The sequence below is a fragment of the Dorea sp. YH-dor226 genome (genome assembly GCF_039832105.1).
In the GTDB taxonomy this organism is placed as follows: Bacteria; Bacillota; Clostridia; order Lachnospirales; family Lachnospiraceae; genus Dorea_A.
Genome location: NZ_JBDOHS010000004.1, coordinates 176,844 through 199,863 on the forward strand (window position 1 = coordinate 176,844; position 23,020 = coordinate 199,863).

Here is a 23,020-nt window from a genome sequence, read left to right on the forward strand (position 1 = left end):
TCTAATCCTTATTGAATATTTCCTTGTCCAGAACTTTGTTCTGATGTGCAACAATCGTTGTACATACCGCATCACCGGTGATATTGACTGCTGTTCTGGTCATGTCAAGAATACGGTCAATTCCCATGATCAGGCCGATCGCTTCTACCGGAAGGCCGACAGAATTAAACACCATAGTCAGCGTTACAAGACCAACACTCGGAACACCCGCTGTTCCGATCGATGCCAGTGTTGCAGTACCGATTACCGTCAGATAATCTACCATATCCAGCTGGATACCGAAGGCCTGTGCTGCAAATACAACCGCAACTCCCTGCATGATCGCAGTACCGTCCATATTGATCGTTGCTCCAAGAGGAATGGTAAAAGAAGATATCTTCTTTGATACACCGATTTTCTTTGACAGTGTATCGATTGACATCGGAATCGTCGCGTTAGATGTTGCTGTGGAGAAGGCAAATGCCATTACAGGGAAAAACTTTTTAATGAATTTGAAAGGATTCAGTCCGGTAAATCCCTTAAGTAATGCCATGTATACAACGAAACACTGAATTGCCAGTGCGATCAGCACACCGATCATATACTTTGCCAGCGGAACAAATGCACTGAATCCGATATTTGCAAATGTTCTTCCGATCAGACAGAATACACCAATCGGTGCAAGACTCATGACCATCATCGTCATTTCCATCATGATATCATTAAACTGACTGAAGAAATTGGAGACAGTCTCCACACGATCTCCCAGTTTTGCAAGAATGATCCCGACAATCAGTGCAAATACAATGATCTGGAGCATACTTCCGCTTGCCAGTGAATTGATCGGATTATCCGGAATGATATTTAGAATCGTATCTGACAAAGAGGTGGCCTCCATGGTCTGAACCTCTGCCGCATTGGACTTAATCGCACTCATATCAAGCCCGATTCCCGGGTTGATCAGATTACCGATCGACAATGCAACTGTAATTGCAAGTGCTGTCGTAAACAGATAAAAAATCAATGTTCTTACACCGACAGTCCCCAGCTTTTTTGTGTCTCCGATCGACATACTTCCACAGACCAGAGAACAGAATACCAGCGGCACTACCAGCATCTTCATCAGACGGATGAATCCCTGACCGATGACATACATGATTCCTTCTACGATGATATCATTTTTCACATGACCATCCGGAACAAGATAACATAATACGATTCCAAATGCTGCTCCTGCAAGCAGAGCAATAAAGATCTTTGTTGTAAGACCTAATTTTTTCTTATCCTTTTTTAACGTTTTTTCCATACACTGCTACGCCTCCATTTTCTCACTCATATATTCTTTCAGAGACGCTTTCCAGTCCGGCATCTCATATACATCAATAATCCGTAAAATAAAATTATCCAGCACTGCGTAGGCAGGCCTTACAGAAGAAAGTTCTGATTCACTGGTAGGAACCGCCTTCAGTTCTATATTCTCGCCTGCAAGCTTCAGGATCTCCTGTGCAAATTCATAACGGTTACAGATACCCTTGCAGGTTGCATGATATGTACCGTATTCATTTGTTCCGATCAGATACAGAATGATCTTTGCCAGATCCTTTGCGCTTGTCGGAGAACCAAACTGATCAGATGCAACCGCAAGCATTTTCTGATTTTTTGCAGCTTCCAGGACACGCTTCACAAAATTATTGCCATTTCCGTATACCCAGTTACTCCTGACGATAAAATGCTTATGTGTAAATTCTTTCACATAGTTTTCTCCGGCTCTTTTCGAACGGCCATATACGGTCTTCGGATTGGTATCATCGAATTCACTGTAGGGCGTCCTGCTCAGCCCGTCAAATACATCATCTGTGGACAGCTGAACCATCTTCGCGCCAATTTTTCGTGCAACAATACTTAAGTTTCTGGCTCCGAGAGCATTCACACGATAGGCAAGTTCCGGTTCCCTTTCACACAGTTCAGTATCTGTGATCGCAGCACAGTTAATAATCACATCCGGGCGATTCACTTCACCAAAGTTCAGTACTTCATCCGTTTCTGTGATATCAAGCTCGTCCTTATCCGTGTTAAATACTTCGATCTCAAGCGGATCAAGCACTTCATTAATCGCGCTTCCAATCTGTCCGCCCGAACCAACAATCCATACTTTTAACATACCCTTAACCTCCTCATTTACAAAAGAAAAGTGTTGATTATGAATAATCAACACTTTTCATCTCTTTTGCATATTATACTGATAAATCAATTTTCTGTCAAGTTAAAGCTGTTTCCAGACCTCTGCCACATCTACATCAACGGCAATTTCTTCAGCAATTCTGTCACTGCTGACATTTATTACCTGTTTTCCCATATAGTCCATGGATACATAGCATACAAAAAGCAAGATACAGAGTAACAGTCGGAATCCAAAACTTCCGGAACCGGGATTCCTCTCAGTCTCCGGATACAGCTGATCATATATCGCGCCATATCTTGGATGAATCGCAGGAATCTCACGATCACTGTACATTCGCCTGGTTTGTTCCAGAAGTTTCTGCCTTCGTTTTTCTGAACTATTCACGCACATCACCTCTGGAAATACATATGCTTTGCACTTCCGCAATATACGTAATCCTACCGATCTGCAAGCTCTTTCACGATATCTTCCCACATAATGCCCTTTTCTACCATCAGGACCATTGCATGATACAGGAAGTCTGCAAGCTCATATTTTACTTCCTCCGGATTCGGATTCTTGGCAGCAATAACCACTTCCGTTGCTTCTTCTCCGACTTTTTTCAGAATTTTATCAATTCCTTTATCGAACAGGTAGTTTGTGTAAGAACCCTCTTTTGGGTTTTCTTTTCTGTCTTTTATCGTATTATATACTGATTCAAATACCTGAAGCGGATTCGTCTCATCGTAATCCGTTCCGACCAGTGGCTGGAAAAAGCAGGTTGGATTGCCCGTATGGCATGCTGCTCCTATCTGATCTACTTTTGCAAGCAATGTATCCAGATCACAGTCGATCGTCAGTGACTTCACATACTGATAATGACCGCTGGTCTCACCCTTGATCCAGAGCTTCTGTCTGCTTCGGCTGAAATATGTCATCTTTCCGGTTTTGATCGTACAGTTAAAAGATTCTTCATTCATATATGCCAGCATTAAAACTTCCTGTGTTTTATAGTGCTGTACAATCACCGGAATCAGTCCCTGATCATTGGTCTTAAACTGAGAAAATTCCATCATACTTTCAAACGAAGTCATCTGAATATCTTCTGCAGTACATTTTTCCTTGAAATCTGCCAGATCAATATTCTGACGGCTTATATATTTTCCGGAAAGTCCCTTGACTCCGGGACATTTCAGAATCTTGAATAATTCCGGCTCTTCTTCTGTATCTGTTACGATGACACAAGGCACATCCGTTACATTCATGATGGAATTAAGATCCAGTCTGTGCATAAATACGATTTCACTGCAATATGCCTGAATCAGATGCTGATGTTTAAAGAGTGCATCAAAGTCATTCAGTGATACCGCCAGTTTTTCTTTACCAAATCGTTTTGCCGCATCTTCAATGAGCTTTACACTTTCCGGCCTGGAAAAATTCAGCATCGCACGCTTGGCACCGGCATACAGAACTTTTTTGATGTCCTCCTGCCGTTTCATATTCCCTCCGACGATCATCGGTATCCGGATCGCACGATTGATTCTTTTGATCAGATTAATGTTCCTGTCATGCTCATCATCTGATTCAGAAAGATCAAATATAATCAATTCATCTGCTCCGTGATCACTGTAGTATTTGGCAAGCCCAACGACATCCTCGGACAATATCCCTCTGTCACTGAACCACTTTACTGCTTTCCCATCCGCAATGAAAATGCAGGGAATTAATTTCTTATAACTCATATATCTTCTGCTCCTTTAAAGGCTTCCCTTCGTCGTCCATGCTTCTTTGATTCTCGGCTCTTCCATCGTTGCCATGTCAAGTGCCTTTCCAAAGCTCTTAAACAGCACCTCTGCTTTGTGATGATCATTGGTTCCGTCCATGATCTTAAGATGGATATCCATCATTGCACTGTAGGACACCGCATAGAAGAATTCTCTGATCATCTGTGTATCCATATCCCCGATGCGATCTGCCGTAAACCCGGCATCAAGGCCAAGATAGGGCCTTCCCGAAAGGTCCAGTGCACATAATGCAAGCGTTTCATCCATTGGAAGAATAAAATGTCCGAAGCGTTTGATCCCGGCTTTGTCGCCAACTGCTTCCTTTATTGCCTGTCCCAGCACAATCCCGGTATCCTCGATCGTATGATGGCAGTCTACATGAAGATCCCCGTTCACCTGAACTTCGAGATCAAACAGTCCATGTCTTGCAAATCCATCCAGCATATGATCAAAAAAACCGACCCCTGTATGTATCTGTGTCTTTCCTGTTCCATCGAGATTCAGAGTAAGCCTGATATCTGTTTCTTTGGTTTTTCTGGCACAGCTTGCTGTTCTGTTCATGTTTACCGCCTCCTTATTCATTTTCAAACCGGACTTTGATTGAGTTCGCGTGTGCAGTCAGCTGTTCTGCTTCTGCAAATGCTTCTATATCTTTATGTATGGTACCAAGCGCATCTTTTGAATATGCGATGATACTTGACTTCTTAATAAAATCGTCCACAGACAGCGGTGAAAAGAACTTTGCGGTTCCATTCGTCGGAAGTACATGATTCGGTCCGGCAAAATAATCCCCCAGTGGTTCACTGGAATACTCCCCGATAAAGATGGCACCGGCATTACGGATTCTCGTCATTACATCATATGGATTTTTTGTCTGGATCTCCAGATGTTCGGACGCGATCTCATTTGCAATATCAATTGCATCTTCCATTGTATCTGCCACCAGAATATATCCGTAATTATCCAGAGACTTCCGGATGATCTCACTGCGTGAAAGTTCCTTTAAGAATCCATCAACCTGATCGGATACCTTCTGTGCGAGCTCATCACTCGTTGTAACCAGGATTGCAGATGCAAGTTCGTCATGCTCTGCCTGTGACAACAGATCCGCGGCAACGTATCTCGGATTTGCAGTCTCATCTGCAATGACCAGAATCTCACTCGGTCCGGCAATCGCATCAATACTGACATGTCCATATACCGCTTTTTTTGCCAGAGCGACATAGATATTTCCGGGACCGACGATCTTATCCACTTTTGGAACACTCTCTGTTCCGTAAGCCAATGCTCCGATTGCCTGTGCGCCTCCGACTTTATAAATTGCAGTAGCACCTGCTTCATGTGCTGCCACCAGAGTGTTCGGTGTTACCTTTCCGTCTTTTCCCGGAGGAGTTGTCATAATAATCTCTTCAACACCTGCTACCTTTGCGGGTACAATATTCATCAGTACAGAAGAAGGATAGACAGCCTTTCCTCCCGGAACATATACGCCGACTCTGTGAAGCGGTGTCACTTTCTGCCCCAGGATCGTTCCGTCCGGCTGACTGTCAAACCAGCTGAACTGACGCTGTTTTTCATGATAGGATCTGATATTCTTTAATGCTTTTCTGATGATCTCAACGAGCGCAGGATCTGCCAGCCGATAAGCCTCTTCAATCTCCGCCTCTGTTACACGGATGTTGTCCGCACAGATATCCGCTTTATCAAACTTCCGGGTGTAGTCAAAAATTGCCTGATCCTTTTCCTTTTTTACCCGATCGAGAATTTCAGCTACTCCCTGTTCATATTCACCATAATTATTCGGGCTTCTTTTTAAGAGATCCTCCAGAATATTCTGTTTTGTACGATTATCCAGTCGCAATATCCTCATCTTAACGTTTCATCCTTTCTATCTGATTGTATTTCATCCGGCTGTTCAGATACGCATCACTGTACCTGTGCACGAAGTTTCATAAGCAGTTCTTTGATCCTGTCATTCTCCATTCGCATACTGACAGGATTGACGATCATACGTGCCGACAGAGGACATACCTCTTCCAGCACTTCCAGACCGTTCTCACGCAATGTAGATCCGGTCTCAACAATATCAACGATCACTTCAGACAGTCCTACGATTGGTGCAAGTTCAATCGAACCATTCAGTTTGATGATCTCGACTGTCTGGTGCTTTGTATTATAAAAATAATCCTTTGCAATATTCGGATACTTGGTAGCGACACGAATCAGTTCATGATTCTGAAGAAGCGGCGCTGCATCTTTATAGCCACAGACACACATCTTACATTTCCCATATCCGAGATCCAGCACTTCGTGAACTTTTCTTCCTTCTTCCAGAATAGTATCCTTTCCCACAACACCGATATCGGCCGCGCCATACTCTACATAAGTCGGCACATCCGGCCCTTTTGCAAGAAAGAAACGAAGCTTCAGTTCTTCATTGGTAAAGATCAGCTTACGTGATCCCTTTTCTTTCATTTCTTCACAGGTGATTCCTATTTTTTCAAACAGCTCCAGTGTCTGATTGGCAAGACGCCCCTTTCCCAGAGCAAATGTCAGGTATCTCATATCTGTCTAACTCCTATCTGTACTATTTACGATCTTATGTTCTCCGGTCACCAGATTGATCATGGTGATCTCTCCGGATTTTTTGATATAGATCAGACTTCCGGCATAATATTCTTTCCCATATTCTACATACTCCTCCAGCAGTCTGTCCTTTGCTTTCTTAATCAGTTCTGTATTCTTCGCTTTTCTTCGGAAGTCTTTTGCAAGTGCAATCGCATCCCGTGCCTTTTCTTCATCATATAGAATCAATGTATTCTTTCTTGTATACACAATGCGTATTTTCTGCCTGGTCAGCGCATTCATAAGCTCGTCGATTACGATTGCGAATCCTATGGACGGAGATTTTTTACCGAATTTCTCAATCAGATGATCATAGCGGCCGCCCTTTACCACAGCATCTCCCGTTCCGAACGTGTAGCCTCTGAAAATGATACCTGTATAGTATCCATAGGTTCCGGTCATACTCAGATCAAATGTCACAAACTTCTCCACACCATATAATTTCAAAGTATCATAGATCTTTTCCAGCCGTTTGATCGCCATAACGCCCTTGGAATTCGGAGCAAGATTCCTTGCCTTTGCAAGAATCTCCACGCCTCCGACCATCTCGTTCAATGCCGCAAATGCTTCCTTTGAGCTTCTTTTAACCTGAATACTGTCCAGAAATTCCTCTACACCAAAATAATTGCGATTGTTGATCAGTTCACGGACTCTTTCCTCTGCGTCTTCATCAAGATTCGCATCTTCGATCAGGCTCTGAAAATAATCTACATCTCCAAGGTTCAGCTGAAACTCCTTAAGTCCGATCGTAAGCATGGATTCGATGACCAGTGCCAGCATCTCTGCATCTGCTTCCACAGAATCATCGCCGATCAGCTCCGCTCCCATCTGGGTCGATTCTTTCAGACGTCCCTGATAACTGGAATGATTAATAAATGTATTGCCCGTATAGCAGAGTCGAATCGGGAGATTCTCATCCTGGAATAATGTCGCTGCCGCCCTGGCGATCGATGGTGTGATATCCGGTCTTAACACCAGTGTATTTCCTTCCTTATCAAAAAACTTATACAGCTCTTTAGAAGGAATTGTCCCAATCTCTTTTCGGAATACATCAAAATATTCAAATGTAGGAGTCTGAATATCATGATAACCATACAGATGAAATACCTTTTTCAGCCTTCCTTCCAATGCAAGCTTTTTTCCACATTCTACATTATATATATCTCTGACTCCTTCCGGAGTGTGCAATAAATTTTTCATAAGTCCTCCATTTTCTGTGAAGCAATTTTGCTTTAGTGTGCTAACACGCTAAAAACCTTCTTTGCATTATAATCACTTTCCTACTCTTTGTCAAGTTCCTCTCTCAGTTCCAGATCCAGATTCACCGCATCCAGATAAGGAACATAACATCCTCTCATTAATTTCATGAAAAACCGGGGATCCAGTTCATCAAAACGGACACTTTTTCTTCCGCCGTTTTTAGCCCGGTCCCAGAAGACCTTAAGCTCTGCAAAACGCATATAATACAGGATATCTTTCGAGGAATAATAGATCAGTACAAATGCAATCCCCTGCTGTTTTTCAAAAGCTTCCATAAAAGCTACCTGATGATCATGAATGTTCTGGAGCGGAAATGTCTGCGCAACGCATTCTTTTGCATCAAAACAGATCGGAATTCCCTGGACGGCACCAATATAATCAATGGTACTCCTCTGATCAAAATACGCCAGTGTGATCTGCCGGTGTTCTTTATCCATCTTTACCGGGGTAATCGGAGTCGGAATCTTCTGCATCAGCGCAAGTCCCCGTTCCAGGTACCACTCATTGGTACGGTTGACCATCTCTTCTAGTGTAGAACCTCTAAGGCCTCTTGAATTCCATGTTCCCATGATGTCTCCTTTATCAGTTGCCGGAACTGCTCCGGTACCGGCGCCGTAAATGTCTGATTCGAAAGCCCGCTTAACGCCCCTTCAACAGCCGGAAGCTCAAGCTGATATGCATGCAGCATCTGTGACTCGATCCGATAACGCTTTTTGTACTCGTCATTCCAGCATTTTTCTCCATATTTATAGTCACCGAGAAGCGGATGTCCCGTACTTGCCAGATGCGCACGTATCTGATGGGTACGTCCTGTGATCAGATGTACTTTCAGAAGTGTTAATTTCTCGTTCCATGCGACCGGAATATATTCCGTCTCAATCGGCAGAAAATCATCCATTTTACACTTTTTTCCACCTTTTCCTTCATGCAGATCTCTTTCCTGAATGATCTGCACCTTATTCGTGCGCTCATCTTTTTTCAGAAAACCACAGATATGTTCCGGTCTTGTAATACAGCCTTTTACAAAACAAAGATAGTATTTCTTTAATGTTCTCTTTTTAAACAGTTCTGCCATCGTCTGGAGTCCTGCCAGACTTTTTCCGGCTACGATAAGTCCGCTGGTATTACGATCCAGTCGATTACATACTGCCGGATGAAAAGTACGCAGATCATCTTTTGTGATTTTTCCACTTTGTACCAGATAATCTGTTACATATTCCACAAGAGATACATCCTCTTTCCTGGCTTTCTGCGACAAGACGCCTGCCTTTTTGTTGATCAGAAGCACATGCTCATCTTCATATATAATATCCAGTTTTTCCGACTTTGTATGACATGCCAGAGTTTCTCTCACCGAAAATTTTTCAATGGTTTCATCGGATAAAAAGAGCTTTACAGAATCTCCCTGTGTTAAATGTTCATTTCCGGAAGCTTTCTTTGTATTCAAAACAATATTTTTTTTACGGAGCATTTTATAGATAAAGCTTGCCGGAGCTTCACTCAGGTACTTTTTTAAAAACTTATCCAGTCTTTGTCCTGCTTCGTTTTCCTTAATGATAATTTCTTTCATACTCTCCACTTCATCGCAATCTATATCAGTAGTTCTAACAAGAACCACTTTCTACATAGATATATTTAATATCAGTTTTAATATTTCCCTATCCCTTTTTCTGCTACCTGTCTGTTCCACAGAGGCAATATTATTCATTCCCTCCGCACGCGCAAGAAATGCCGTATAATCATGAAATATTTTTACTGTCATTTTTTCATAATGATTCTGATTCAATATTGTTTTCACATGTCTTGCAAGTATTACCTCGTCCGTTTTCCTGCTGCTTGTATAACCACATACTACATGTCCGGATATCACAACAGCATCCAGCGGCATGACTTTTTCCGTACTGGTAATAATCATATCATATCCTCTGGTGACCAGGTTCGCTTTTTTCTCTATCTCTTTATATTTCTCGGAATCTATGCTCTGATGCGGTGCCATCGTGATAAATTCTACCAGCATTTTAGCAGCCGGAAGACATCCCACAATCGCAACTATAGTAAACAGGTTCATTTTCGTACCTGTCTGTGTATAGCCAAGAACCAGAACGGCAATCACAATTGCGAATTCCAGAACCGCATAGATCAGATATCTTACTTTTCTCGCCCTGATATACCCCGGCTGCCCTTTTTCGATTTTCATCTTCTCTTCCTCTCTTTTGTTTTCAGTTTATATGATTGATTCGTTTCATGATCCTGGTAAGAAGTCGATCCGACAGAATCCCTGCGAATATCCTTGCACATTTCATCGGCATACCATATACGGATATCGTCTTTCTGTTCACAGAATCCAGAAGTGCCTGCTTTACAACCTCTGATGCAGAAGCACGGACTGCGGCCTTTTCTTTTGACGGAAGCGCACCGGCGCGTTCAAAAAATTCCGTATCAACAGGTCCCGGACATACTGTAGTCACTGTAATGCTACGTTTTTCAAGTTCTGCCCCCAGAGCCAGAGAGAAACTATATACATAAGACTTGGAAGCCGCATACACTGCAAATCCCGGCTGCGGACAGAAAGCAGCCGCCGAAGCAATATTCACAATTCTGCTTCCACTGGACAGAAACGGGATGCACAGCATCGTCATCCGTGTCAGAGCCCGGCAGTTTACATCGAGCATCCCACATTGCTCCTTCGGATCGCCTGCGTCAACTTTTTCCATTTTACCATATCCGGCCGCATTGACCAACATGCGAATCTCAATATTTTCATTTTTTAAGGCTGCTTCTATCTTGTTGTATATCTCATCATCGCACAGATTACCTGTATATATTTTTACTCTGACATCCAACTCTTTTTTTAATTGTTCCAGACGTTCCGCTCTTCTGGCTGTCACCCATATTTCATCGAGGTTTCTGTATAATTTTGCGATCTGCACGGCAAATTCACGTCCAATTCCGGAAGATGCCCCTGTGATCAATGCTATTTTCATCTGTCTGCCTCTCCATTACTTTCCGTTTTTCTTTTTATGCACATTTCGAATAGATCTTTTCTTTCTGTTTTTCAGGTCCGATCCCTGGCCGGAACGTGGGCTCTGTTTTGAACCGGATCCTTGCTTTGGCACAGTCATTTTTCTTGGACGAATCAGGCAATGTCTGTCGAATCCTACCAGATCCATCCGGCCGCATTTTTTCAGGGCCTCCATTACAAGATCATAATTTTTCGGATCCCTGTACTGTATCAATGCACGCTGCATTGCTTTTTCATGCGGATTTTTCGGAACATATACCGGCTTCATATCCCTTGGATCAACCCCCGTATAGTACATACAGGTAGAGATCGTCGAAGGTGTCGGGTAAAAATCCTGTACCTGTTCGGGCATATACCCCAGATCCCGAATGTGTTCCGCAAGTTCTATCGCATCCCTCAGTGTGGATCCCGGATGAGAGGACATCAGGTATGGAACCAGATATTGATCCTTGTGAAGCTTCTGGTTCATCTTTTCATATTTTCTGACAAACTCCTGATACACCTGATTCTGTGGCTTTCCCATCTTCTGCAGTACCTGATCGGATACATGTTCCGGTGCTACCTTCAGCTGTCCGCTGACATGATACTGGCACAATTCCCTCAGGAAAGTCTCATCCTGGTCCGCCACTACATAATCAAATCGGATTCCGGAACGGATAAATACCTTTTTCACTCCCGGAAGTGCCCGCAGTTTTCTGAGAAGTTCCACATAGTCCGAATGATCCACCTTCAGATTCTTACATGGTTTCGGAAAAAGACACTGTCTGTTTTTACAGACGCCACGTGTCATCTGTTTTTCGCAGGAGGGCTGTCGGAAATTCGCTGTCGGTCCTCCCACATCGTGAATATATCCTTTGAAATCTTTTTCTTTGGTAATCTTAACGGCTTCATCCAGCAAAGATTCATGGCTCCTCACCTGCATGATCCTGCCCTGGTGAAATGTCAGGGCACAGAAGCTGCACCCACCAAAGCATCCGCGATTACTGATCAGACTGAATCTGATCTCCGATACTGCCGGAACCCCGCCAAGTGCTTCATAAGAGGGATGATACGTTCTCATATATGGGTATTGGTATATTTCATCCATTTCTTCCATTGAAAGCGGTTCGGAAGGAGGATTCTGTATCACATAAAGATGGTCGTTATATGGTTCTGCCAGGCGCTTTCCTGAAAACGGATCTGTATTACAGTATTGCGTGTAAAAACTGCGCGCATATTCCTTCTTATCTGCTTTCATCTGTTCATATCCCGGGAGCACAACGGCGTCATATACGTTTTCCAGACTTTTTGTCTTGTACACGGTTCCGGGAATGAAGGTAATATCACTGACATCAATTCCGCTTTCCAGCGCATCTGCTATCTCCACAATGGAACGTTCTCCCATTCCGTAAGAGATCAGATCCGCACCGGAGTCCAGAAGAATGGAACGTTTCAGCCTGTCAGACCAATAATCATAATGAGCCATCCTTCTTAAACTCGCTTCTATTCCCCCTAATATGATCGGTGTTTTCTTATAAACCTGCCGAATCAGATTACTGTATACAACTGCGGCATAATCCGGACGTTTTCCCATTACTCCACCCGGTGTATATGCATCCGTATGCCTGCGCTTTTTCGACACTGTATAGTGATTCACCATAGAATCCATATTCCCGCCGGACACCAGAAATCCAAGCCTTGGCTCTCCAAGCTCCGTTATACTGCTTTTGTCTTTCCAGTCCGGCTGAGCAATGATGCCCACCTTATATCCATGTGCCTCCAGAACCCTGGTAATGATCGCATGTCCGAATGAAGGATGATCTACATATGCATCTCCGGATACATAGACAAAATCCAGCTGTTTCCAGCCTCTGTCCTCCATATCTTTTTTACAGACCGGTAAAAAACCATTTGCCATCACAGCACCTCATAACTCTCAGATTTTATCTCATGATAATCGCAGATATAATAATCTGCCAGTTCTTTTTTTCTGGATCTCTGCTCTCTGGAAAAATCATCCTCAACGGCACACACCCGCATTCCGGCATTTTTTCCGGCCAGAATTCCCATGGGCACATCTTCGAACACCAGACACCTTGCCGGATCGATTCCGATCTCGGAAGCCACTTTCAGATAGACATCCGGTGCGGGTTTCCCGGCTCCGACTTCCCCGGCTGTAACCACAGAATCGAACATTTCTGCAATTTCTAATACTTTCAATGTCTCATCCACCAGTTCCCGGCCATTGCTTGTTGCGATCCCCAGCTTGATCCCTCTTTTTTTCATCTCATCCAGAAAGTCTCTGGCACCTTCCTTTAGCGGAACCTGTGTCAGATATTTTTCCATGGCCATCTCTGTCCATTCGTCCATCACTTCCTGCAGAGTGAGCGAAAGCGTGGGAAAGGTATCCAGAAAATACTGTGCCGTCTCAGCATAGCTCATCCCTTCCATTCCGACCTGAAAATTCTCCGGCGGATCAAGATCATATTTTTCAAAAAAATCAATATCAACAGCCGGCCAGATCCACATGGAGTCTATCAGTGTCCCATCCATGTCGAAAATAATTCCATCTATATTATTTAACATTCCACTTTGTAACATTTTCTATCTCCTCTTTTGTCAGCGAACGATATTCTCCCGGCTGAAGGTCCGGATCCAGATAAAGTGGTCCCATTGCTTCTCTTTTCAGATAAAGTACTTCTTTTTGCACTGCCTGAAACATCCGTTTTACCTGATGATATTTTCCTTCACTGATGGTAAGTCGAATCTCAGATACATCCGCACTGTTCAAGATCTGTAGTGTTCCCGAACGGGTCCACTCTTCACACTCCGCGGTTCCAATATTCACACCCTTACGAAAACTTTCCACATCTTCCTCTGTAACCTTTCCGCGCACTCTTGCATAATAGATCTTGTCCACATGCTTCTTCGGGGACAGGAGTCTGTGCGCCAGTGCGCCATCATTCGTAATCAGAAGAAGCCCCTCCGTATCTTTATCAAGCCTTCCAACCGGAAACAGATCTTTTCTTTTCTTATCCGTGATCAGATCCACCACTGTCTGATCGTGTGCGTCTTCTGTTGCTGAAACAACCCCGCCCGGTTTATTGAGTATGTAATATTCCATGGTAGTATATGTGATTACATTTCCGTCTACAGACACCAGATCAAGTTCCTCATTGATCTTAAGGTCTGCAGATTTTACAACATTGTCATTTACACACACCCGTCCCTGACGGATCTGTTTTTTTACTTCCTGCCGGGTTCCGACACCCATATCTGCCAGATATTTATCCAAACGTATCATTAACACAGCCTCCATCCAGGAAGATACTTATTCTTAAGCATTCCGCCCGCAAGCTTTCCCCAGCCAAGCGGATATCCATCCACGCAGAACAGATACCAGCCTTTTGCTTTCCGATCCACCAGTTCCTCTACATCCAGAGTTTCTCCCTTAAGATACCTCGTCACTCTTTCATCAGAAGCCGAAAGATCAATACATTGTTCATATTCTTCCTTTTTCAGACACATCGCAAATGCCTGACTCGGTTCAAAACGATTCTTTTTCAGTTCTCCAAGAAGCAGGCCGGTACGAAGGAACCGGATTCCTCTCACATCCGGAAGTCCCTCCGGCATATAATAGATTCGTTCTCCATGAACGTCAAGTCTGGATGCATCCAGATCCCAGGATACTTTTTTCATAAATTCTGCAAGATCTTCCGGTATCCTGCCGGACTTCTTTTTCATATTTAACTCTCCGGAGCGCTCCGGGTCACCTTTTTGGAGAAGTGCAAGATAATGACCTTCTCCTTTCATCTTATGTGGAAAGATACGAACCGTTTTCAGAAGTTCGGGATCCTTCTGTTCTGTAACTTCCGGTATACCAGGACAGAACCCCTCATAAGGCTCCATGTCAAGAATACGAAACTCCGGATAATTCTTTATTAAATGTTCAATGATCCTTTCGTTTTCCCGACTGTCAAAGGTGCACGTTGAGTATAAAAGCATCCCTCCCGGTTTCAGCATTCTTGCCGCCTGCAGAATGATATTTCTCTGCAGATTACTGAAAAATTCCGGTCCATGCTCTTCCCAGGCCTTTACCATTTTTTTATCTTTCCGGAACATTCCCTCTCCGGAGCAGGGGGCGTCAATCAGTATTTTGTCAAAATATTCCGGGAAATATGACTCCAGCTTTCCCGGTTCTTCACTCAGGACCAATACATTACCGATCCCAAATACTTCTATATTCTTCAGCAACCCCTTTGCTCTGGAACTGCTGATATCATTTGCGATCAGGACACCCTTCCCATGCAGCTTTGCTCCTAATTCCGTCGCCTTGCCTCCCGGCGCTGCACATACATCCAGCACTTTATCGCCCGGTTCTACCGGAAGCCGGCTGGCCGGCGTCATCGCACTGGGTTCCTGAAGGTAATAAAGTCCCGCAAAATAATATGGATGTTTTGCAGGTGACACCTTTTCTCCATCATAATAAAATCCATTCTTAATCCATGGTACAGGCGTAATCTCAAACGGACATATATTTTCAAACTCTTCCACCGATATTTTTTCTGTATTTACACGAAGTCCATAATATCTTGGTTCTTCATAACATGCAATATATTCCTCATATTCTTCTCCAAGAAGCTCTTTCATCTTCTCTTCAAATGCAACAGGCAGATTCATTCATTCTTCCTCCATATCATATGTCAAACAGACACTTTGTAGTTTAGTATAACATATCCTTTGTTATAACTCTAGGAATAAGCATATTTTAATTTTTTATTTTCCAGAGATTTTAACACATAGTAAGGATTGACACTTATTTCCTGTCCGTTTTTTTGAGTATAAATCCCGACGTGGAGGTGTACTGCAAATTTTCCGCGCGTTCCTTCCGGTCCATATCCACTGTCTCCCATGTATCCCAGCAACTCCCCCGCTTTCACATAATCCCCCTCTTTCAGGTTACTGTAACACTCAAGATGGGCGTAGTAATAATAAGTACCACTTACAGATGTTATTCCTACTCTGTACCCTCCTTTTTCCAGCCATCCGAGATTCGTTACCTCTCCGTCCGTCATACTGATTACCGGGTAGACGCCTCTTTGATTTTTCGAAGCCATGATATCTGTCCCCTCATGTCCGCTGGTCCCGTTATATTCCCGCTCTGCCATCCAGCTGTCTGTAAAGGATGTAGTCAGCGACTTATCCACAGTGGAGTCCGGAATCGGGTAATAATTCACTTCATTTTCCACATTTTCCAGTAAAGATATGCACTCTTTGGAAAGGCTGTCTTTTTCTTCCCACATGGCATCACTGTAAAAGTCCTGACGATATTGCGCTTCTGTTACAGTCTTGTTCTGTAACGTCTGATATCGTCCCCAGGCCTCCATCTTCCGGATTCCAAGCACTGAAAAGAAAGCGAGCAGTAGTATTAAAAGAAAGATTCTCCCTTCGTTCAACTGTTTCATATTCCGACTTCCTGCCTGACATATTTCTATTACTATATGCACATCATCCTGTCTACTATGACTTGTCATAAATTGATCGCATACTCATAAAATGTATTGATATTGCATCGAGGATCCCTGTTATGAAACGCCGTATATTTTCTATCTGTATTCTATTATTTTTTCTTCTTATGCTCCGATTTCCTTCCCAGACGTTCGCCGGTGCAAGCACCGGATTATTGCTCTGGTTTCACAGTGTTCTGCCTACACTTCTTCCTTTTATGATTCTTTCCAATCTGATGCTGTATACCCAGGCAGTCGAATGGATCGCAAGGCTTATCTCTCCTTTGTTCTGCCGGATATTCTGCGTCTCCCGCTATGGAACATTTGCGCTCCTGATCGGTTTTTTGTGTGGTTATCCAATGGGAGCAAAGGTCACCTCAGATCTATTAAAAAAACAGTATATTACTTATGAAGAAGCCTCCTATCTTCTCTCCTTCTGCAATAATACAAGCCCTGCATTTCTGATGAATTATATCATTCTTCAGACACTTGGAACACCGGACATTCTGCTTCCTGCAGTCTGTATCTCCCTTCTTTCTCCAATACTGTGCAGCTTCCTGTTCCGAAGATATTACGGGGTACATGACAGAGTCTGTCATTCTTACCACTCTCCTGTATCTTCTTCCAGCTCTGCCAGCAGGCTGACGGACACCTGCATTATGAATGCTTTTGACGCAATCACCAGAGTCGGTGGGTATATGATTCTGTTCTCTGTATTCACTGAGCTTGCAACAGCTATATTTTCTCAGGCACCGGAATGGTTTCCACTGCTTCTTTCCTCATTGGAGATCTCAACCGGAATCCAGCTTCTCAATACTTCTTTTCTTTCCGTCAATACAAGATGTATTCTCTCGTTGACACTTGCATCGTTTGGCGGATGGTGTTGTGTTGCACAGACCCGATCCATGATCAGCGGAACCGGATTGCCAATCTTTCCATATATCGCAGAAAAGCTGATTACCGCAATGGTAACCAGCCTTCTTTCCTGTTTTTATTTTATTATCCTGTAAACATCTGATCCCGGATTAACCGTCATATTCTTCCTGAAAATCCATATCCGGTTCTTCATGATAGCCATCGTCATAGCCATCATTAGAGTAAGTATCTTCCGTATAACCAGCATCAGCATATCCATCGCTGCCGTACTCAGCTTCCAGTCCTCTCGGTGACTGTTCTGGGATCTCAAGTTCCGCACGATTATTACGAACCATATCATAACATTCCTGCAGAGAATTAACCAGACCATCATATTTGGTCGTATAACTATCAAGCGTATGTCCGATAATGCTCTCTGCCTGAGAAAGAAGATCATCGGTATACTGCATTGCACCGATACGAATATCATTGGCGTCACTAGTAGCATTATCCAGAATCTGCTGTGCCTGCTCAGTAGCAGCAGTCACAATCTCGTTAGCCTGTGCATAGGCCTGCTGCATGATCTCATGCTCGCTGACCAGTTCACTGGTCTGAATCTGAGCATCCTCAATCAGACTGTCCGCCTTTGCCTGTGCATCTGCCAGAATCGCATCTTTATTGGCAATGATCTTCTGGTAACGCTTTATCTCATCCGGTGTCTTCATGCGAAGTTCACGAAGAAGCTCGTCCATCTGATCTTTATTAACAATAATCTTTGTTGTGGATAACGGCTGGAACTTACAACTGTCAATATACTCTTCAATTTCTTCAATAATCTGTTCAATACGGCTGCTCATAATCTACACTCTCCTTTTTAATTATTTCCGCTTTTTCTCAATATTCTCCAGCACAACCGGTGGTACAAATTGAGAAATATCCCCTCCAAAAGCCGCCACTTCCTTTACTGTCGTAGAACTAAGATAAGAGTACTCCAGACTGGTCGTCAAAAATACCGTCTCAACATCAGGTTCCATCTTATGATTGGTCTGAGACATCTGAAGCTCATATTCAAAGTCCGTAATTGCCCGAAGGCCCCTTATAACCATTCTTGCACCCGTCTTACGTGCAAAATCTACCAGTAATCCCTCGAACGGAATTATCTTAACATTTGGCATATCTTTTGTAACTTCACCTAACATTTTAACACGTTCTTCTACGGAAAACAACGGGGTTTTTGCCTTATTATTCAATACTCCGACAATTAATTCATCTACCAGTTTGGATGATCGTTTGATCACATCCAGATGTCCATATGTAACGGGATCAAAGCTTCCCGGATAGATTGCTCTTAACATATTTCCTTCCTCCCTGTCTTCTCAAGGAATACATGCTTATTTGTTTTATAGACCTTCGTTTTCAGGACGGAGTAACCAAGATCTTCCACATACGAAAAATCAGTCATCTTGGATGCTTCTACAATGACGACTCCATCATCCGCCAGAAGATCAGAATCCGCAAGATATTCCAGCACCCTGCGTTCCAGCTCATGTTCATACGGAGGATCCATAAAAATATAGTCAAACTGCTTATCTCCTTCCAGTTTATAGAGCGCAGTCATGACATCCATAGACATCGTGATTCCTTTTTTCTCCAGATGAGTCCGCTTCAGATTCTCTTTAATGCATGCCATTGCTTTTGGATTCTTTTCCACGAATACGGCTTCCATGGCACCTCTGCTCAGAGCTTCGATTCCAATTCCTCCGCTTCCGGAAAACAGATCCAGGAACATACGATCATACAGATACGGTGCGATCATATTAAATAACGTTTCTTTAATTCTGTCTGTTGTCGGTCTGGTATCCATTCCTTCCAGTGTCTTTAACTGTATTCTTCTTGCACTTCCTGCAATCACTCTCATAGTATACAATCCCCTTATTATCATACATGATTCTACATTATTATAGATATGAGCAATGTAAATGTCAATTCAGGCGGCTATTTTTTTGTAACAGTCCCCAGTTTTCGATATCGGTTCACGCAGGCATAGATCTCCTGTTTTCGAGGCATTGCAAGATTCCCCGGAACACTGCTTCCCTCGCATACAGCAGAAAGTCCCTGCATACACAGCTTCTTCCATACTGCCTCTACCGCCTGTCCTACCGTCTTATGCCCGTCAAATATCTCTTCTTCCATACATCGAAGAATGTGCCCCAGGCTGGTCAGCTGTTCAGAATCTGCCAGCTGTTCTACGTATCTGAGATCAATCGTGTCATGATTCAGCATGACTCCGTCTCTTCCCATTGTTTTCATCTTGATTCGTCCTTTATGGCGAAGATTTCCATCTGGTTTTACAATTCTTTCTCCCGAAGGCATCTTAAGCTTGTCCTGCGGGATCTGAAGCCTTGGGTATGCCGATGCCGCTTCTCTGGCAATCTCTGTAATCTCCTTTGGCACATATCGTTCCATCTGAATGATATGATCCGCCACCTGAAAATAAGCCCCTGAACTTCCGGCTACGATGACAGAAGAAATTCCAAATTCATCATAAATTGCCCGCACACGTTCTATAAACGGTGTGATCGGCTCCATATCACGATGGATGACCTGCTGCATCAATTCATCACGAACCATAAAGTTCGTTGCACTGGTATCTTCATCAATCAAAAGAGTCGTCGCACCGGCCTCCATACTCTCCGTCACATTTGCAGCCTGAGAAGTACTTCCGCTTGCATCCTCCGTATCAAATGCTGTCGTATCTTTGCCATTCGGAAGATCATTAATAAACATGGAGATATCCGTATGGCGGATACTTCTTCCATCCTCCGCACGGATCTTTACCGCACACGGATCCGTTACCACATATTCTCTTCCATCACCGGCTATGTGAGGATATACTCCTGATTCCAGAGCCTTCAAGAGCGTAGATTTTCCATGATAACCGCCTCCGACAATCAGTGTTACCCCTCTTGGAATCCCCATTCCCTGCAGTTCTCCATGAAAAGGAAGCTTCATCGTCACTTTCATGGACTCCGGACTTTGAAACGCAACCGCCTGTTTCATCGGCCTCTGTGATACACCCGATTCCCGGGGGAGAATTGATCCATCCGCCACAAAAGCAATCAGGTTCTGTTCTTTCAGCTGATTGCGGATGTATTCCTGATCAACCGACAATTCCATGACTTTCTGCACCCTGGTCTTGTCAGCTTTCTTGTAATATAATGCCTTTTCCACACACTCCGGAAGAAAATCGAACAATATTCGAATCAGCTCCCCTGCATTGATCGTTCGGCCATTTGCAGGAAATCCCACCTCAAATCGTACCGTAATATCTCCATTTTTTTCATCAATCGTACAGGCCGTTCGATCCAGAATTTCCTGTCCGCATCTTGTGACAGAGATCATTCCGCTTTTTCCCGATCCTTTTGCCTGAAAAGAATACCTGTCAGTCTGATGTTGAAAGCTCCGGATCAGATAATCCGAAAGCGCAATGCGTTTATAAGGCTTATCATATAATTCAGCCGGAAAACCGGCATATTTCCCGGGTACTTTCACACTTAATCTGGACGGAGATGCAAATGGATCTCCCTGGACATGCTCGATTGCAAGAAGATATCTTCCAAACTGATAGATACCTCTTGTATCTTTATACGCCGGATATCCTCTGTGATCAATTCTGTTTAATATCTGTCGAAGTTCTTCTGATGTCTTTCCCATATTTCTCTCCTAATATCCGATGGCTTCCTCTCTGGTCATCCAGAAATGAATTCCCGTTGTGGAATCCATCCATCTGTCTTCATTAAAATCAGGCACTTCCACCCATTGCCCTTTTCGATACACAAAATTTTCATCTACCAGGGACCAGGCTTCCGTATATTCTTCCGATGCATCAAAACTCTTGATCGTTAACACCTTTGCTTTATTGCATCTGCAAGACGGAAGCGTCGCAGATGTTCGCTTTGCATCTGCGGGGATCAGCAGTTGAACCAGCCTGTCATTAAAACATTTTTTATATCCGAGAATCGGACCTGTCTCCGGACAGTGCATGCGAAACCATTGTGTCTCCTCATCCGATGTAACTCCGGTCAGAACTGCATATTCCAGAACTGCACCAAACAGATCGGCACCTTCAATATGACATCCGGACATATCACAATACCGCATGGATGCCGTCCGCATATTGGCTCTTCTCAGATTTACATGCTTCATTGGACAACCATCCAGAAGCGCATTTTCAATACTGCTGTTCTGGAGATTTACTTCATCCAGAACCACATCTCTGAATTCGCTCAATGTAAAATCGATATTGTGCAGATCCCATCCGGTCAGATCCATATTGCAAAAGGATTTTTCCCGAAATGAAAGTCTCTCGTCTTTTTGCCTGCTTTCAAGAGCTGCCTGAAGTTCTTCACTGGATACCTTCTGCATGAATCCATCCCTCCTTCTCCCATCTGTTCTTCCGCAATTTTCTATAAATCAACAATTCTTGCCCTGTGATGAATCGCCGGCAGGAATTTGTTCAGAAGATCTTTGGTTTTAAATTTCAGATGACTGGTATTGATTCCCGGATTACATCCGAACCATTCTGCCTCCGCAACCTCTTTATCTATAATAACCTGAACATAGTCATCCTCATCCGTCAGAAGACCTGCTACACTGGCAGATCCCGGTGTCGTTCCAAGATGTTCCAGCATCTTTTCCGGTGGAGCAAATGACATGTGTGACACACCCAGCTTTTTACTGAAAGAGGATGTGTCAAAGGCTTTATTGGCAGGCATTACCAGCAGGAAAAAAGTTGTCTTTTTCTGATTGCATAAAAATACGTTCTTACGAATCTCTGTACCGATTGCCTCATCAATTGCAGCACATTCTTCCATGGATGCAGCCGGATCATTATCTACCTGTTCATAGGGAATCTTCAGTTTATCTAACATATCATACATTTTTCGTTCCAGCGGCATCCTCTCATCTGTCGGTGCCTTGGTTCTGATCTCGCTGATATACATAATATTATTTCCTCCATTTTATCTTTTTAGATATATCTGCTGTTTATCTTTTTTACATTATAGCGAATCTTATGATTCTTTGCAAACGATACATCTTTCTCTGTACAGTGTTTGATAATCCGGACAAGACTGTGTTATAATATGATACATGTACAGCAAGAGGAAAAGGAGTATTTTAACATGAAATATATTTTAGCATCTGCTTCTCCGCGTCGTCGTGAACTGCTGACGCAGGCCGGTCTTTCCTATGAAGTAATTCCATCTGATGTGGAAGAAAAGATCACGCAGACGGTTCCCTGTAAGGTTGTCATGGAACTGGCACATCAGAAGTCATGGAATGTCTATGAGCAATATGTTCAAACGCACCGGGAGGACTTTGTCATCATCGGCGCAGACACGGTAGTTGTATATAATGAAGAGATTCTTGGAAAGCCTGCAGATGAGACGGAAGCACTTGATATGCTTTCTATGTTGTCAGACCGTACACATCAGGTCTATACAGGGGTGTCTCTTACAATCCACAAAAATAATCAGACATATACCCATGATTTTTATGAAAGGACTGATGTGACCTTTTATCCGGTCTCCCGCATAGAACTTCTCTCTTATATTGATACCGGGGATCCACTGGATAAAGCCGGCGCATACGGTATTCAGGGGCCTTTTGCCATTCATATCAAAGAAATATCCGGAGACTATAACAATGTAGTGGGGCTTCCGATCGGAAGACTCTATCAGGAGATGAAAAACCTCAAGATTATGTAAAAAGAGAATTTAATTTATTCAACAAAATACATTGTTTAAAAAAATCACTGTTTGGAGATTTTCTTTCTCCAAACAGTGAT

Annotated in this window: 25 protein-coding genes; 2 read left to right on the plus strand and 23 right to left on the minus strand. The window is 43.4% G+C overall.

Annotated features, from left to right (window positions below; genetic code table 11):
• Position 1: 1 nt before the first annotated feature.
• The 17 genes from ABE547_RS05505 to ABE547_RS05585 all read right to left on the minus strand — a co-directional run bounded on the left by ABE547_RS05505 (position 2) and on the right by ABE547_RS05585 (position 16,275).
• Positions 2-1,285, minus strand: a complete 1,284-nt coding sequence (locus ABE547_RS05505; protein WP_347377816.1) for a dicarboxylate/amino acid:cation symporter — start codon at positions 1,283-1,285, stop codon at positions 2-4.
• A 6-nt stretch (positions 1,286-1,291) separates the two neighbouring features.
• Positions 1,292-2,140 (minus strand): dTDP-4-dehydrorhamnose reductase, encoded by an 849-nt coding sequence (gene rfbD / locus ABE547_RS05510; protein WP_347377817.1) that lies wholly within the window; start codon positions 2,138-2,140, stop codon positions 1,292-1,294.
• A 102-nt stretch (positions 2,141-2,242) separates the two neighbouring features.
• Positions 2,243-2,545 (minus strand): hypothetical protein, encoded by a 303-nt coding sequence (locus tag ABE547_RS05515; protein ID WP_347377818.1) that lies wholly within the window; start codon positions 2,543-2,545, stop codon positions 2,243-2,245.
• 53 nt (positions 2,546-2,598) lie between these two features.
• Complete coding sequence (gene hisIE, locus ABE547_RS05520) at positions 2,599-3,882, minus strand: bifunctional phosphoribosyl-AMP cyclohydrolase/phosphoribosyl-ATP diphosphatase HisIE (protein ID WP_347377819.1); 1,284 nt, start codon at positions 3,880-3,882, stop codon at positions 2,599-2,601.
• 15 nt (positions 3,883-3,897) lie between these two features.
• Entirely contained in the window at positions 3,898-4,485 is a 588-nt protein-coding gene (gene hisB / locus ABE547_RS05525; RefSeq protein ID WP_347377820.1) for an imidazoleglycerol-phosphate dehydratase HisB, read from the minus strand.
• A 13-nt stretch (positions 4,486-4,498) separates the two neighbouring features.
• Positions 4,499-5,794 carry a histidinol dehydrogenase gene (hisD, locus tag ABE547_RS05530; RefSeq protein WP_347377821.1) on the minus strand — a complete coding sequence of 432 codons (1,296 nt, stop codon included), beginning with the start codon at positions 5,792-5,794 and terminating at the stop codon, positions 4,499-4,501.
• Positions 5,795-5,850: 56 nt separating this feature from the next.
• Positions 5,851-6,489, minus strand: a complete 639-nt coding sequence (hisG, locus tag ABE547_RS05535) for an ATP phosphoribosyltransferase (protein WP_347377822.1) — start codon at positions 6,487-6,489, stop codon at positions 5,851-5,853.
• 6 nt (positions 6,490-6,495) lie between these two features.
• Complete coding sequence (gene hisZ, locus ABE547_RS05540) at positions 6,496-7,749, minus strand: ATP phosphoribosyltransferase regulatory subunit (RefSeq protein WP_347377823.1); 1,254 nt, start codon at positions 7,747-7,749, stop codon at positions 6,496-6,498.
• Between the two features lie 80 nt (positions 7,750-7,829).
• A complete protein-coding gene (locus ABE547_RS05545; protein WP_347377824.1) occupies positions 7,830-8,378 on the minus strand; it encodes a Holliday junction resolvase RecU in 549 nt (182 codons plus the stop codon).
• Entirely contained in the window at positions 8,336-9,379 is a 1,044-nt protein-coding gene (locus ABE547_RS05550; RefSeq protein WP_347377825.1) for an RluA family pseudouridine synthase, read from the minus strand. Before ABE547_RS05550 ends, ABE547_RS05545 begins: the two co-directional genes overlap by 43 nt.
• Before the next feature lie 51 nt (positions 9,380-9,430).
• The gene (locus ABE547_RS05555) at positions 9,431-10,006 is read right to left on the minus strand and encodes a hypothetical protein (RefSeq protein ID WP_347377826.1); all 576 of its coding nucleotides are present in this window, start codon (positions 10,004-10,006) and stop codon (positions 9,431-9,433) included.
• Positions 10,007-10,028: 22 nt separating this feature from the next.
• Positions 10,029-10,793 (minus strand): SDR family NAD(P)-dependent oxidoreductase, encoded by a 765-nt coding sequence (locus ABE547_RS05560; RefSeq protein WP_347377827.1) that lies wholly within the window; start codon positions 10,791-10,793, stop codon positions 10,029-10,031.
• Between the two features lie 15 nt (positions 10,794-10,808).
• Positions 10,809-12,728 (minus strand): YgiQ family radical SAM protein, encoded by a 1,920-nt coding sequence (locus tag ABE547_RS05565; RefSeq protein ID WP_347377828.1) that lies wholly within the window; start codon positions 12,726-12,728, stop codon positions 10,809-10,811.
• On the minus strand, positions 12,728-13,411 hold the full coding sequence (locus tag ABE547_RS05570; protein WP_347377829.1) for an HAD family phosphatase: 684 nt from the start codon (positions 13,409-13,411) through the stop codon (positions 12,728-12,730). Before ABE547_RS05570 ends, ABE547_RS05565 begins: the two co-directional genes overlap by 1 nt.
• The gene (locus ABE547_RS05575) at positions 13,386-14,114 is read right to left on the minus strand and encodes a pseudouridine synthase (protein WP_347377830.1); all 729 of its coding nucleotides are present in this window, start codon (positions 14,112-14,114) and stop codon (positions 13,386-13,388) included. Before ABE547_RS05575 ends, ABE547_RS05570 begins: the two co-directional genes overlap by 26 nt.
• Positions 14,114-15,490, minus strand: coding sequence for an RsmF rRNA methyltransferase first C-terminal domain-containing protein (locus tag ABE547_RS05580; RefSeq protein WP_347377831.1), 1,377 nt, complete (start codon positions 15,488-15,490; stop codon positions 14,114-14,116). The genes ABE547_RS05575 and ABE547_RS05580 overlap by 1 nt, the downstream gene beginning before the upstream one ends.
• Positions 15,491-15,561: 71 nt before the next feature.
• Positions 15,562-16,275, minus strand: coding sequence for a M23 family metallopeptidase (locus tag ABE547_RS05585; RefSeq protein WP_347377832.1), 714 nt, complete (start codon positions 16,273-16,275; stop codon positions 15,562-15,564).
• Positions 16,276-16,397: 122 nt separating this feature from the next.
• Between ABE547_RS05585 and ABE547_RS05590 the strand changes: the two genes are divergently transcribed.
• The gene (locus ABE547_RS05590) at positions 16,398-17,327 is read left to right on the plus strand and encodes a nucleoside recognition domain-containing protein (RefSeq protein ID WP_347377833.1); all 930 of its coding nucleotides are present in this window, start codon (positions 16,398-16,400) and stop codon (positions 17,325-17,327) included.
• Positions 17,328-17,342: 15 nt separating this feature from the next.
• Here the strand turns inward: ABE547_RS05590 and ABE547_RS05595 are convergent, their stop codons facing one another.
• From ABE547_RS05595 to ABE547_RS05620, 6 genes are read right to left on the minus strand one after another with little or no spacing between them, the layout of a single operon-like run.
• Positions 17,343-18,029 (minus strand): ATPase, encoded by a 687-nt coding sequence (locus ABE547_RS05595; protein WP_347377834.1) that lies wholly within the window; start codon positions 18,027-18,029, stop codon positions 17,343-17,345.
• A gap of 21 nt (positions 18,030-18,050) precedes the next feature.
• The gene (gene coaD / locus ABE547_RS05600; protein ID WP_347377835.1) at positions 18,051-18,527 is read right to left on the minus strand and encodes a pantetheine-phosphate adenylyltransferase; all 477 of its coding nucleotides are present in this window, start codon (positions 18,525-18,527) and stop codon (positions 18,051-18,053) included.
• The gene (gene rsmD, locus ABE547_RS05605; RefSeq protein ID WP_347377836.1) at positions 18,521-19,114 is read right to left on the minus strand and encodes a 16S rRNA (guanine(966)-N(2))-methyltransferase RsmD; all 594 of its coding nucleotides are present in this window, start codon (positions 19,112-19,114) and stop codon (positions 18,521-18,523) included. Before rsmD ends, coaD begins: the two co-directional genes overlap by 7 nt.
• A gap of 53 nt (positions 19,115-19,167) precedes the next feature.
• Positions 19,168-20,886, minus strand: coding sequence for an ABC-ATPase domain-containing protein (locus tag ABE547_RS05610; protein ID WP_347377837.1), 1,719 nt, complete (start codon positions 20,884-20,886; stop codon positions 19,168-19,170).
• Positions 20,887-20,895: 9 nt separating this feature from the next.
• Positions 20,896-21,597 carry a pentapeptide repeat-containing protein gene (locus ABE547_RS05615; protein WP_347377838.1) on the minus strand — a complete coding sequence of 234 codons (702 nt, stop codon included), beginning with the start codon at positions 21,595-21,597 and terminating at the stop codon, positions 20,896-20,898.
• A gap of 41 nt (positions 21,598-21,638) precedes the next feature.
• Positions 21,639-22,175: a prolyl-tRNA synthetase associated domain-containing protein gene (locus tag ABE547_RS05620; protein ID WP_235250148.1), complete on the minus strand. Its 537-nt coding sequence runs from the start codon at positions 22,173-22,175 to the stop codon at positions 21,639-21,641.
• A gap of 180 nt (positions 22,176-22,355) precedes the next feature.
• Here ABE547_RS05620 and ABE547_RS05625 point away from each other — a divergent pair, with 180 nt between their 5' ends.
• Complete coding sequence (locus ABE547_RS05625) at positions 22,356-22,940, plus strand: Maf family protein (protein ID WP_347377839.1); 585 nt, start codon at positions 22,356-22,358, stop codon at positions 22,938-22,940.
• Positions 22,941-23,020 lie beyond the last annotated feature (80 nt).

Coding starts and splice junctions, on each gene's coding strand:
- ABE547_RS05610 (WP_347377837.1), bottom strand. CDS start 20,886: ATGGGAAAGACATCAGAAGAACTTCGACAGATATTAAACAGAATTGAT.
- hisZ (WP_347377823.1), bottom strand. CDS start 7,749: ATGAAAAATTTATTGCACACTCCGGAAGGAGTCAGAGATATATATAAT.
- ABE547_RS05560 (WP_347377827.1), bottom strand. CDS start 10,793: ATGAAAATAGCATTGATCACAGGGGCATCTTCCGGAATTGGACGTGAA.
- hisIE (WP_347377819.1), bottom strand. CDS start 3,882: ATGAGTTATAAGAAATTAATTCCCTGCATTTTCATTGCGGATGGGAAA.
- hisB (WP_347377820.1), bottom strand. CDS start 4,485: ATGAACAGAACAGCAAGCTGTGCCAGAAAAACCAAAGAAACAGATATC.
- ABE547_RS05585 (WP_347377832.1), bottom strand. CDS start 16,275: ATGAAACAGTTGAACGAAGGGAGAATCTTTCTTTTAATACTACTGCTC.
- ABE547_RS05550 (WP_347377825.1), bottom strand. CDS start 9,379: ATGAAAGAAATTATCATTAAGGAAAACGAAGCAGGACAAAGACTGGAT.
- ABE547_RS05595 (WP_347377834.1), bottom strand. CDS start 18,029: ATGAGCAGCCGTATTGAACAGATTATTGAAGAAATTGAAGAGTATATT.
- ABE547_RS05505 (WP_347377816.1), bottom strand. CDS start 1,285: ATGGAAAAAACGTTAAAAAAGGATAAGAAAAAATTAGGTCTTACAACA.
- ABE547_RS05625 (WP_347377839.1), top strand. CDS start 22,356: ATGAAATATATTTTAGCATCTGCTTCTCCGCGTCGTCGTGAACTGCTG.
- ABE547_RS05575 (WP_347377830.1), bottom strand. CDS start 14,114: ATGATACGTTTGGATAAATATCTGGCAGATATGGGTGTCGGAACCCGG.
- hisD (WP_347377821.1), bottom strand. CDS start 5,794: ATGAGGATATTGCGACTGGATAATCGTACAAAACAGAATATTCTGGAG.
- ABE547_RS05590 (WP_347377833.1), top strand. CDS start 16,398: ATGAAACGCCGTATATTTTCTATCTGTATTCTATTATTTTTTCTTCTT.
- ABE547_RS05580 (WP_347377831.1), bottom strand. CDS start 15,490: ATGAATCTGCCTGTTGCATTTGAAGAGAAGATGAAAGAGCTTCTTGGA.
- ABE547_RS05570 (WP_347377829.1), bottom strand. CDS start 13,411: ATGTTACAAAGTGGAATGTTAAATAATATAGATGGAATTATTTTCGAC.
- rsmD (WP_347377836.1), bottom strand. CDS start 19,114: ATGATAATAAGGGGATTGTATACTATGAGAGTGATTGCAGGAAGTGCA.
- ABE547_RS05565 (WP_347377828.1), bottom strand. CDS start 12,728: ATGGCAAATGGTTTTTTACCGGTCTGTAAAAAAGATATGGAGGACAGA.
- rfbD (WP_347377817.1), bottom strand. CDS start 2,140: ATGTTAAAAGTATGGATTGTTGGTTCGGGCGGACAGATTGGAAGCGCG.
- ABE547_RS05545 (WP_347377824.1), bottom strand. CDS start 8,378: ATGGGAACATGGAATTCAAGAGGCCTTAGAGGTTCTACACTAGAAGAG.
- coaD (WP_347377835.1), bottom strand. CDS start 18,527: ATGTTAAGAGCAATCTATCCGGGAAGCTTTGATCCCGTTACATATGGA.
- ABE547_RS05615 (WP_347377838.1), bottom strand. CDS start 21,597: ATGCAGAAGGTATCCAGTGAAGAACTTCAGGCAGCTCTTGAAAGCAGG.
- ABE547_RS05555 (WP_347377826.1), bottom strand. CDS start 10,006: ATGAAAATCGAAAAAGGGCAGCCGGGGTATATCAGGGCGAGAAAAGTA.
- hisG (WP_347377822.1), bottom strand. CDS start 6,489: ATGAGATACCTGACATTTGCTCTGGGAAAGGGGCGTCTTGCCAATCAG.
- ABE547_RS05620 (WP_235250148.1), bottom strand. CDS start 22,175: ATGTATATCAGCGAGATCAGAACCAAGGCACCGACAGATGAGAGGATG.